This window comes from Sphaerimonospora cavernae (genome assembly GCF_042435035.1).
Lineage (GTDB): Bacteria > Actinomycetota > Actinomycetes > Streptosporangiales > Streptosporangiaceae > Sphaerimonospora > Sphaerimonospora cavernae.
Window position 1 is genome coordinate 64,603 of the sequence record NZ_JBHMQT010000010.1, and the last position, 9,958, is coordinate 74,560.

General features: G+C 69.1%; 11 protein-coding genes and 1 pseudogene. 8 read left to right on the forward strand and 4 right to left on the reverse strand.

Going from position 1 to position 9,958, the window contains the following annotated elements:
• Window positions 1-4 precede the first annotated feature (4 nt).
• The 3 genes from ACFHYQ_RS07515 (at window position 5) to ACFHYQ_RS07525 (ending at window position 3,122) form a co-directional block, all read left to right on the forward strand.
• Window positions 5-1,279, forward strand: coding sequence for an extracellular solute-binding protein (locus tag ACFHYQ_RS07515; RefSeq protein WP_394300357.1), 1,275 nt, complete (start codon window positions 5-7; stop codon window positions 1,277-1,279).
• A gap of 74 nt (window positions 1,280-1,353) precedes the next feature.
• Window positions 1,354-2,262 carry a carbohydrate ABC transporter permease gene (locus ACFHYQ_RS07520; RefSeq protein ID WP_394300358.1) on the forward strand — a complete coding sequence of 303 codons (909 nt, stop codon included), beginning with the start codon at window positions 1,354-1,356 and terminating at the stop codon, window positions 2,260-2,262.
• Entirely contained in the window at window positions 2,259-3,122 is an 864-nt protein-coding gene (locus ACFHYQ_RS07525) for a carbohydrate ABC transporter permease (RefSeq protein WP_394300359.1), read from the forward strand. The genes ACFHYQ_RS07520 and ACFHYQ_RS07525 overlap by 4 nt, the downstream gene beginning before the upstream one ends.
• 6 nt (window positions 3,123-3,128) lie before the next feature.
• On the opposite strand, the gene ACFHYQ_RS07530 is transcribed toward ACFHYQ_RS07525, so the two are convergent.
• Window positions 3,129-4,709 carry an N-acyl-D-amino-acid deacylase family protein gene (locus ACFHYQ_RS07530; protein ID WP_394300360.1) on the reverse strand — a complete coding sequence of 527 codons (1,581 nt, stop codon included), beginning with the start codon at window positions 4,707-4,709 and terminating at the stop codon, window positions 3,129-3,131.
• Between the two features lie 76 nt (window positions 4,710-4,785).
• Here ACFHYQ_RS07530 and ACFHYQ_RS07535 point away from each other — a divergent pair, with 76 nt between their 5' ends.
• The 4 genes and pseudogenes from ACFHYQ_RS07535 to ACFHYQ_RS29410 all read left to right on the forward strand — a co-directional run bounded on the left by ACFHYQ_RS07535 (window position 4,786) and on the right by ACFHYQ_RS29410 (window position 7,146).
• Window positions 4,786-5,859: a sugar kinase gene (locus tag ACFHYQ_RS07535; protein WP_394300361.1), complete on the forward strand. Its 1,074-nt coding sequence runs from the start codon at window positions 4,786-4,788 to the stop codon at window positions 5,857-5,859.
• A 17-nt stretch (window positions 5,860-5,876) separates the two neighbouring features.
• The gene (locus tag ACFHYQ_RS07540; RefSeq protein ID WP_394300362.1) at window positions 5,877-6,281 is read left to right on the forward strand and encodes a RidA family protein; all 405 of its coding nucleotides are present in this window, start codon (window positions 5,877-5,879) and stop codon (window positions 6,279-6,281) included.
• Window positions 6,282-6,390: 109 nt separating this feature from the next.
• Window positions 6,391-6,894, forward strand: a pseudogene (locus ACFHYQ_RS07545) (lytic polysaccharide monooxygenase auxiliary activity family 9 protein); the annotation flags it as partial.
• A complete protein-coding gene (locus ACFHYQ_RS29410) occupies window positions 6,886-7,146 on the forward strand; it encodes a carbohydrate-binding protein (protein ID WP_512701468.1) in 261 nt (86 codons plus the stop codon). The pseudogene ACFHYQ_RS07545 and the gene ACFHYQ_RS29410, both read left to right, overlap by 9 nt.
• A gap of 79 nt (window positions 7,147-7,225) precedes the next feature.
• On the opposite strand, the gene ACFHYQ_RS07550 is transcribed toward ACFHYQ_RS29410, so the two are convergent.
• Window positions 7,226-8,209, reverse strand: coding sequence for a D-alanyl-D-alanine carboxypeptidase family protein (locus ACFHYQ_RS07550; RefSeq protein WP_394300364.1), 984 nt, complete (start codon window positions 8,207-8,209; stop codon window positions 7,226-7,228).
• A gap of 329 nt (window positions 8,210-8,538) precedes the next feature.
• On the opposite strand from ACFHYQ_RS07550, the gene ACFHYQ_RS07555 reads away from it, so the two are divergent.
• Window positions 8,539-8,877, forward strand: coding sequence for a hypothetical protein (locus ACFHYQ_RS07555; RefSeq protein ID WP_394300365.1), 339 nt, complete (start codon window positions 8,539-8,541; stop codon window positions 8,875-8,877).
• Between the two features lie 37 nt (window positions 8,878-8,914).
• Here the strand turns inward: ACFHYQ_RS07555 and ACFHYQ_RS07560 are convergent, their stop codons facing one another.
• Together ACFHYQ_RS07560 and ACFHYQ_RS07565 are read right to left on the reverse strand one after the other, a co-directional pair.
• Window positions 8,915-9,211: a hypothetical protein gene (locus ACFHYQ_RS07560; protein WP_394300366.1), complete on the reverse strand. Its 297-nt coding sequence runs from the start codon at window positions 9,209-9,211 to the stop codon at window positions 8,915-8,917.
• A 35-nt stretch (window positions 9,212-9,246) separates the two neighbouring features.
• Window positions 9,247-9,958, reverse strand: a 712-nt coding sequence (locus ACFHYQ_RS07565) for a molybdopterin-dependent oxidoreductase (protein WP_394300367.1), incomplete at its 5' end; no start/stop codon positions are given.

The following is a 9,958-nucleotide window of genomic DNA, read 5'->3' on the forward strand; positions in this document are numbered from 1 at the left end:
TCAGATGAGCAAGAGGATCGCGGGCGCGGCCACGATCGGCCTGGCGGCCGTACTGGCCCTGTCCGCCTGCGGATCGGGAAACGACAGCAGCGACGGCGACACCGGCGGCGACAAGGCCGCCGGCGGCCAGGTCACGCTGAAGATGGTCGCCGCCGACTACGGCGACGGCCCGACCGCGGACAACAGCGGTGACAAGTTCTGGAAGGGCGTGGTGGACGAGTTCCAGGCCGCCAACCCCGACATCAAGGTCGACGTCCAGGTCATCAACTGGAACGACATCGACAAGCAGGTCGCCACGATGGTGCAGAACGGCCAGGTGCCGGACATCCTGCAGACGGGCGACTACTCCGGCTTCGTCAAGGACGGGCTGCTCTACAAGGTCGACGAGGTGCTCTCCCCGAACACCCAGTCCGACCTGCTGGAGAAGTTCGCCGAGTTCGGCAAGGTGGACGGCGCGGCGTACGGCATCCCGTTCGTCTCGTCCGCCCGGGCGCTGTTCTACAACAAGGACCTGTTCGAGAAGGCCGGGATCGCCGAGCCGCCCAAGACCTGGGACGAGCTGAAGGCCGACGCGGAGAAGCTCAAGGACGCGGGGGTCTCCCAGCCGTTCGGCCTGCCGCTCGGCCAGGAGGAGGCGCAGGGCGAGTCGTTCCTGTGGTTCATGGGCAACGGCGGCGGTTACAAGGACGATTCGGGCAAGTGGGCGATCAACTCGCCGCAGAACGTCGAGACGTTCACCTTCATGAAGGGGCTGCACGACGCGGGCCTGACCACGCCGAACCCCGGCACCAAGGACCGCAAGACGGTCTGGGAGGACTTCGGGGCCGGCAAGGTCGGCATGGTCAACGGCGGCCCCATGTCGATTCCGATCTTCGAGAGCGCCGGTCTCACCAACTACGGCGTCGCCGCCATCCCCGGCAAGACCGGCCCGATGGACACCACGCTCGGCGTGGAAGACTGGATCATGGCCTTCAACAAGAACGGCCACCAGGAGCAGATCAGGAAGTTCTTCGACTTCTTCTACGCCTCGTCCGCCGTGCAGAAGATCAGCGACACCTACAAGCTGCTGCCGGTGACGAAGTCGGGCATCGAGAAGCTCTCCTCCGACGAGAAGCTCAAGCCGTTCCTCGACGCCCTGCCGAACGCCACGTTCTACCCGTTCACCGACCCCAAGTGGTCCGAGGTGAACACCGCGATCAAGCAGACGATCGGCAGCGCCATCAGCGGTGACCCCGCCAAGGTGCTGGGCGAGATCCAGAAGGTCGCCGAGGGCAGCTGATCCACGGGTACGGCTCGCGCCGGAACACACTTCAGGCGCGGGCCGTACCTCTTTCTCCCGGAAGCAGAGAATCTATGCAGCAGAAGCCCACCTTCGAACGGGTGGCCCGCAGGCTGGAGCCCCTCGCCTGGATCGGTCCGGCGATGGTGCTGATCGCCGTCGTGGTCGTCTGGCCGGTCATCGAGATGATCCGGTCGTCGTTCCTGAAGATCAGCCGGTTCGGCGTCGTGCAGGGCTCGAACGGCACCGGCAACTACGCCAAGCTGTTCGACGAGGCCGACTTCGGCGGAGTGATGATCCGCAGCGTGATCTGGGTGGTGGCCGTGGTCGCCCTCACGGTCCTGATCTCACTCGGCCTCGCCCAGCTGTTCAACCAGCGCTTCCCCGGCCGCCGGGTCACGCGCTGGGCGTTGATCGCGCCGTGGGCCGCCTCGGTGGTGATGACGTCGATCATGTTCAAGTGGATGCTCGACCCCGAGGTCGGTCTGATCAACATGGTGCGGCGGGACCTCGGGCTGCTCGACGAGCTCGGTAGCGCCGCCGCCGACCCGCTGGGCGCCGCGCCGACCGCGATGCCCTGGCTGATCGCCGTCGCCGTGTTCGTCTCGGTGCCGTTCACGACGTACGCGCTGCTCGCCGGCCTGGCGACGATCCCGGCCGACGTGTACGAGGCGGCGAAGATGGACGGCGCGAGCAAGTGGCGGACGTACTGGTCGGTGACGCTGCCGCTGCTGCGCCCCGCGCTGACCGTGGCGGCGCTCATCAACGTGATGAACGTCTTCAACAACTTCCCGATCATCTGGGTGATGACGCACGGCCAGCCCGGCTATTCGACCGCCACGTCCACGATCTTCATGTACATCCTCAAGGGTTCCGACATCGGCGAGTCCGCCGCGATGTCGGTGGTGAACTTCGGCATGGTGATCGTGCTGGTGGCGATCTTCCTGAAGGTCAGCAAGTGGAAGACCGAGGTGCCCCGATGACCCGCTCTCCGGCCGGCTCCCGGCGCCGCCAGTCCCCTCGGCGCGCTCCGGCTTCGCTCAAGAAGGTGCTGCTCGCCGCGAGCGCGTACGTGATCGCGCTCATCTTCATCTTCCCGTACCTGCAGATGATCATCGCTGCGGTGCGGCCGAAGGAGCAGCAGCGCGAGGCCGTCTACCTGCCGGACTCCTTCAACTGGGGCGCCTTCGTCGACTTCTGGTCCGGTGGGCTGGCCGGCAACCTCCTGGTCACCCTGGAGGTGGCGGCCGGGTCGACGATCCTGGTGCTGCTGGTCGCCCTGCCCGCGGCGTACTACTCGGCCCGGCACAACTTCCGCGGCCGCATGGTGTTCCTGTTCCTGGTGCTGATCACGCAGATGTTCCAGCCGACCGCGATGCTGGTCGGCATCTACCGGGAGTTCTTCCAGTTCGGAATGGTCGACTCGGTCTGGTCGCTGATCCTCGTCAACGGCGGCTTCAACCTGGCCTTCGCCGTGTGGATCCTGCACGCCTACTTCGCCTCGATCCCGCGGGAGCTGGAGGAGGCGGCGTCCATGGACGGATCGGGCCGGTTCGGCGTCCTGTTCCGGATCACCCTGCCGCTCGCGCTGCCAGGGGTCGTCACCGCGCTGATCTTCACGTTCATCGCGGCCTGGAACGAGTTCGTGGTCGCGCTGACCCTGACCACCACGCCGGAGAACCAGCCGCTGACCGTGGCGCTCAACTCCTACATCGGCCAGTACCAGGTCGACTGGCAGAGTCTGTTCGCCGGCTCGGTGATCGCCACGATCCCGGTCATCATCCTCTTCGCACTGATCGAGCGGAAGGTCGTCTCCGGCCTCACCGCGGGATCGATCAAATAGAGCCCGTCAAGCGGGGCCCGATCGAACAGCGACCGTGCCCGAGCTCGTACGGCGCAGCGCCCGACCGGGCAGCGCGCCGGTGTGGCGGCCGTCCCGGATCACCGGGACGCCGCCCACGAGCACGTGGGAGATGCCCTCGGCCTGCCTGCGGGGGTCGTCGAACGTGGCGGTGTCACGCACCGACTCCGGGTCGAACAGCACCAGGTCGGCGTGGTAGCCGGCCCGGATCAGCCCCCGGTCGCGCAGGCCGAGCCGCCGGGCGGGGCGGCCGGTGAGGTGCGCGACGCACTCGGGCAGGGTGAGCACGCCCAACTCACGGACGTACCGGGCGAGATAGCGGGGAAAGGCGCCCCACGCCCGAGGATGCGGTTTCGCGCCGGCCAGCAGCCCGTCGCTGCCGCCGGTGTGCGCGGGATGCCGCATGATCGTCTGGACGTTCTCCTCGTCGCCGACGAACTGCACGATCGTGATCCCGAGCTCGTCGTCGATCAGCAGCCGGCGGAAGTCCTCGAAGTCGCGCACGTACGTGCCGACGCGGCCGGCCAGCGCGGCCGAGCGGGCGCCGGAGATCCGCAGCGTGTCCCACTCCACCGGCACGCCGTGGCAGCCGTCGGAGCCGTCGACCTCCAGGACGTGCCGGACGCGGTCGCAGACGGCGGGGTCGCGCAGCCGTTCCAGCGTGGCGCCCGGCCCGCCCGCCGACGCCCAGCTCGGCAGCAGCGCGGCCAGCGTGGTCGAGCCCGGCAGGTAGGGATAGCTGTCCAGGGTGATGTCGCAGCCGGCCGCGAGTGCGTCGTCGAGCAGGCCGAGCAGCTCCCCCGCCCGCCCCTTGTTGACGTTGAAGTTCATGGTCGCGTGCGCCAGATGCAGCGGGCAGCCGGACCGCCGCGACACCTCGATCATCTCCGCGTACGCCTCCAGGGCGCCTCTGCCGTACGACCGGTGGTGCGTCGCGTGGAACCCGCCGTACGCCGCGACGACCTCGCACAGCTCGGCCAGCTCGTCGGTGCCGGCGTACATGCCGGGGGTGTAGGTGAGGCCGGTGGACATGCCGACGGCGCCGTCGTCCATCGCCTGCGCGACCACCCGCTTCTGCTCGGCCAGCTCGGTGTCCGTGGCGGGCCGGTCGTCCCAGCCCACCACCAGCGCCCGGACGGTGCCCTGGGGGACGAGATAGCAGGCGTTCACCGCGATGCCCTCGTCGAGGCGGTCGAGGTACTCCCCCACCGTCCGCCAGTCCCAGTCGAGGCCGTCGGGGTCGCCGTTCCAGCCGGCGAGCTGGCGGCGCAGCCGGTCGAGCGTCGCGTCGTCGGCCGGGGCGTACGACAGCCCGTCCTGGCCGAGCACCTCGCAGGTCACGCCCTGGCTCACCTTGGCCAGGTGGTCGGGCTCGGTCAGCAGTGCCAGATCGGAGTGGGCGTGCATGTCGATGAACCCCGGCGCGAGGACCAGGCCGGTCGCGTCCACGACGGCCCTGCCCGCTGCGGCCGCGCCGATCTCGCTGATTCGGCCGTCCTCCACGGCCACATCGGCGACGTACGGCCCGGCTCCGGTCCCGTCGACGACGGTCGCGTTCTTGAAGATCATTCCAAACTCATTGATCAACCGCATAGGATGCGGGACGGCGTTTGCGCAAGACACTAGCGGAGGCGGGGGAAGCGGCGTGGCAGGGCTCTCGGCGGTGTGCGTGGGCGAATCGATGGCCGTGCTCGTTCCGGCGGCACTGCGTTCAACCAAGAACACAGGACCGATGGAGGATGTGGCGACCTTCCATCGCGGAATGGGCGGCGCGGAGTCCAACGTCGCCCGCGGACTCGTGTCCCTCGGCGTCCCGGCCGCGTGGGTGAGCCGGGTCGGCGACGACGCGTTCGGCCGTTATGTGCTGGCCTCGGTCGCGGCCGCCGGGGTGGACACCAGCGCGGTCGCCGTCGACCCCGTGCGGCCGACCGGGCTGTACGTCAAGGAGACCACGGGTGGCGTCACGATCCCGCGGTACTACCGGTCCGGTTCGGCCGCCTCGGCGCTCGGGCCCGGCCTGCTCGACGATCCCGCGGCCGCCCGGCTGCTGGAGGCCGCCGATCTCGTCCACCTGTCCGGGATCACCGCCGCGCTGTCGGACGACTGCCTGGCCCTGCTGGACGCGCTGCTGGCCCGGCCACGTCGCGGGCGGTCGGTGGTCAGCTTCGACCTGAACTGGCGGCCCTCACTGTGGCACGGTCGCGATCCGGGCCATCTGCGACGGCTGCTCGACGCCGCCGACGTCGTGTTGGTCGGCTCCGACGAGGCGGCCGAGGTGCTGGGCACGGGTGACCCGGCCGAGCTGCGCGAGCTGCTTCCCGGGCCGGACACGATCGTGGTGAAGGACGGCGCGCGGGCCGCGATCGCGCTGTGCCGTACCACCCATGAAGGCCCGGAAGGCGCGGACGGCCCGGAAGGCATGGTCAGCGAGCCGGCGCTCGCGGTCGAGGTGGTGGAGCCGATGGGTGCGGGGGACGCGTTCGCCGCCGGCTTCCTGGCCGGCACGCTGCGCGGCCTCGGCCTGCGCGAACGTCTCCGGCTGGGACATCTGATGGCCGCGGGCACGCTGGTCGTGCCGGACGACCACGCTCCGCCGCCGCCGCCGGGGCTGCGTGAGCGGCTGCTCACGTGCTCGGCCGAGCAGTGGGCGCGGATCAGGGTGAGCGCGGCGGGCATCGACTGTCCCGGTCTGGCCGGGTCTCTCTCCGATGAATCATGAGCGAAAGGAAGCATGACATGTCAGACAAGCAGGCGATCCTGACCGATGGCGCTCCCGCCCCGGCCTGGGTGTTCTCGCAGGGCGTGCGCAAGGGGCCGCTGCTGCAGGTGTCCGGCCAGGGACCGCAGGACCCGGCCACCGGGGAGTACCTGCACCCCGGCGACGTCAGGGCGCAGACCCGCAGGACGCTGGAGAACGTCAAGGCGATCCTCACCGCGGGCGGCGCGAGCGTCGAGGACGTGCTGATGTTCCGCGTCTACCTCACCAAGCGCGAGGACTTCGCTCCGATGAACGAGGCGTACGGCGAGTTCGTCAGGGAGAACTGCCCGAGCGGCGTGCTGCCGTGCCGTACGACGGTGTTCGTGGGCCTGCCGCACGAGTCGATGCTGGTGGAGATCGACGCGCTCGCCGCGATGGGCTGAGTCGGTACGAGGTTGCTGACACCTCCTGAACTGGGACGATGACAGGGGCTTTACTGATAGGAAACTTTCTTTTATATTTGCTCCACCCCCCCAGCGGAAGGAGCAACACATGCGGAAGACGTTGACCTTCGTGTCGACGGCGTCCCTCGCGATCGGAGCAGGCGTGTTCTTCGCCTCTCCGGCGAGCGCGCACGGCTACGTGTCGTCGCCGCTCAGCCGGCAGGCGCAGTGCGCCCAGGGCATCGTGTCGGGCTGTGGCAACATCCAGTACGAGCCGCAGAGCGTCGAGGGCCCGAAGGGCCAGCTGAACTGCACCGCCGGTGACTCCCGGTGGGCCCCGCTCGGCGACGACAGCAAGGCCTGGCGTCCCACGAGCGTCGGCAGCTCGGTGAACTTCACCTGGACGTTCACCGCCCGCCACGCCACCAGCACGTGGGACTACTTCATCGGCAGCAAGAAGATCGCGTCGTTCAGCGGCGGCGGCAAGCAGCCGGGCGCGACGGTCACGCACAACGTGAACCTCAGCGGCTACAGCGGACGCCAGAAGGTCATCGCCGTCTGGAACGTCGCCGACACGCCCAACGCGTTCTACTCCTGCGTCGACGTGCAGATCGGCGGTGGCGGCGGTACCCCGCCGACCCAGCCGCCGACCCAGCCGAGCACCCCGCCCACCCAGCCCAGCCAGCCGCCGACCCAGCCCAGCCAGCCGCCGAGCCAGCCCGGTGGGACCTGGAAGGCCGGCACCAGCTACAAGGCGGGCGACCAGGTCACCTACGGCGGCGCCACCTACCGGTGCGTGCAGGCGCACACCGCCCTCACGGGCTGGGAGCCGTCGAACGTGCCGGCTCTGTGGCAGCGGGTCTGACCCGTTTGTCCCCGCTCGGCCCGCACGGCTGAGCTGACCGAAAAGAGGGCGGGGCGTGCGGTTCAGGTCGAAACCCGACCTAGGCCGCAGCCTCGCCCTCCGTCATGTGGCCCTCCGTCATGTTGTCCGCTGTCATGCCGTCCTCGGCCCAGTTCAGCAGCGCGCGGGCGGTCTGGAAGCGCCGTCCCGACTGCCGCTCCCCGAGGATGACACCGATCAGGCGGTGGCCGTCACGGTCGGCGGCGAAGGTGAGGCAGTAGCCCGCCGCCCGGGTGAACCCGGTCTTCAGTCCGATCACACCTCGCGAGCCGAGCAGACTGTTGGTGTTGGTCCACGTGTACGCGCGGTGATCCTCGGTCCTGCCGACGTGGTGACGACGGGTCGAGGTGACCTCTTCCAGCCTGGGGTCGCGCAGCGCGACCTCGGCGAGCTTCGCCTGGTCCCGTGCGGTGGACACGCCGCCCTGCCCCTTGGGCGTGGGCAGTCCGTCGGCGTTGAGGTACTTCGTGTCGCGCAGCCCGAGCTCGCGGGCGGCGGCGTTCATCTTGGCGGTGAAGCCGGCGATCCCGGGGCCGTAGGTGCGGGCGAGCGCGTGTGCGGCGTCGGCCCCCGAGGGGAGCATCAGCGCGTAGAGCAGGTCCCCGACGGTGATCCGGTCGCCAGGGCGCAGGTCGGCCGCCGAGCCGTCGTTGTTCTCGGCGTACTCGACGTCCTCACGAATGATCTTGACCTTGTCCGCCGGGTCGGCCTCACGGAGCACGACGTAGGCGGTCATCACCTTGGTGAGGCTGGCCACCGGCATGCGCCGTCCGGCGTTACCGGTGAGCAGGGCCTCGCCGGTCGTGGCGTCGAGCAGGTAGGCGGCGCGCCCGTAGACGTCCGGCGGGTCGTTGGCGACGGTCAGGGTTTGGGCGGCCGATGAGGCGTGCGCGACCGCGGACTGGGCGTACGAGGGCTGGGCGTACGAGGGCTGGGCGTGCGCGGGGGTCGCGATCCCGGTGAACCCGGTCACCGCCGCGAGCAGGCCGGCACAGACAGTAAATCGAACTTTTCCGTCACGCATAACAAACAGGTTGCCATGCGCTGAAAGCACTCTTAGCGCAATAAACCAGGTCGAAAGGTAAAAATCTCTAAACCTTTTCATCGGCTCAGCGGAAGGAATTCCCCACCATCCCTTCAGCCACTCATCCTTCACACTGGTCGCGGCACCACCAGGCTTCTGAGCAGCGATGACGCGGCGCGTCGCGGCAGGCGTTGGGGTACGTTCGAGAGTGCCCGTGGACGAGTTGAACGCACCCGGCGGGGGGCGCGGCGTACGGGGCAGCAGGGGACGTCGTGGGGGACGTAATACGGGACGTAATGGGGGACATCGTGGGGGACGAGGTGGGTTCATTGAACGACGAACTCGTGAACGGGGAGCAGCGAATCGCGGGCGTCAGCGCGGACCTCGACATGCTGTTCGATGAGGTCGAGGCGCTGCGCGTGCTGGCGGACGACCCGCAGGCGTCGGCGGACCAGGCGCAGGTCTACGACTTCAGCATCCGATGGGGGACGTTGCTGGCGGGCCGGCTCCCACGCCTGGACCATTACTACCGGCGAGGCGGCCTGACGCCGGATGAGCGGGCCCGCTATGACACGCTGCGCGCCGCCCTGCGGGACGCCTTGCCGGCGATGGAACGGCTGGGCATCGCCCGGCCGACCGTCCCGCTCGGGGACGCGGCCGACAGGTGAGGTGAGGCGGCGCGCCGCGCCCCTTTCCAGGGGCGGTTCACGGGGACGGCAGGAACTCGGGCCCGTGCAGCGTGATCCCGTTGTACGGGTCCGGGCACGAGGAGTTCGCACAGGTGAGCGCGATCATGTACGCGTCCAGAGGCTCGCTGCGGAACAGGTACCCCAGATAGAGGGCGTCGCCCACGACGAACTCCCCGGAGCCGCAGCCGGCGCAGGTCTTCCGGTCGCGGTGCGCCCGATCGCGCACCTGTTCCTTCTGCCGGCCGGTCAGCGAGATGAGTTCGGGGCGGCGTACGAGGTCGACGCCTCCCGTCATCAGATCTCCGCGTCCCATCAGATCCCCCGCTCCCGTCAGATCCCTGTTTCCCGTCAGATCTCCACGTCCTTTTCGAAGTACGCGTTGTCTTCGCGCCATCCGCCCATCCCCATCCCGATCCTCGAGTAGTCGGCGATGAACTCGATCTGCTCGATCCACTTGGCCATCTTGAAGCCGACCTGGGTCTCCAGCCGCAGCCGGAGCGGAGCGCCGTGCTTGATCGGCAGCGGTGCGCCGTTCATCTCGTAGGCGAGCAGGACCTGCGGATAGTCCGCCAGCTCCAGGTCGATGACCTCGTAGAACTGCCCGGCTCCGACGCCCGGTGCGCTCGGTTCGTCCCGGCGGTTCTCCTGCATGGTCAGGAAGCAGATGTAGCGGGCCTCCGGCAGTGGCCGGACCAGCTCGACCAGTTCGTGCAGCGGCAGCCCGCCCCACTTGCCCACGCTCGACCAGCCCTGCACGCAGTTGTGCAGCGTGCACTGGGTCTGCTTGTCGCGCAGCGCCCGGATGTCCGCCAGCGTGAGGGTCACGGGGTTCTCCACCAGCCCGCCGACCCGCAGCTCCCAGTTGGCGAAGTTGTGCACCGCCATGATCTTGTACGTGTCCCAGTCGGGCGGTTTGCCGTTCACCCGGTGCTGCGGGCTGATGGCCGCATCCGGGTAGTTCTGCCGTGAGGCGAGCGGGCGCAGCAGCAGCTTCTTGACCGCGGTGTTCACGGCGCCGATCCTGCGCTGCACCGAGCGCGGGCTGCGCAGGCTCCACACG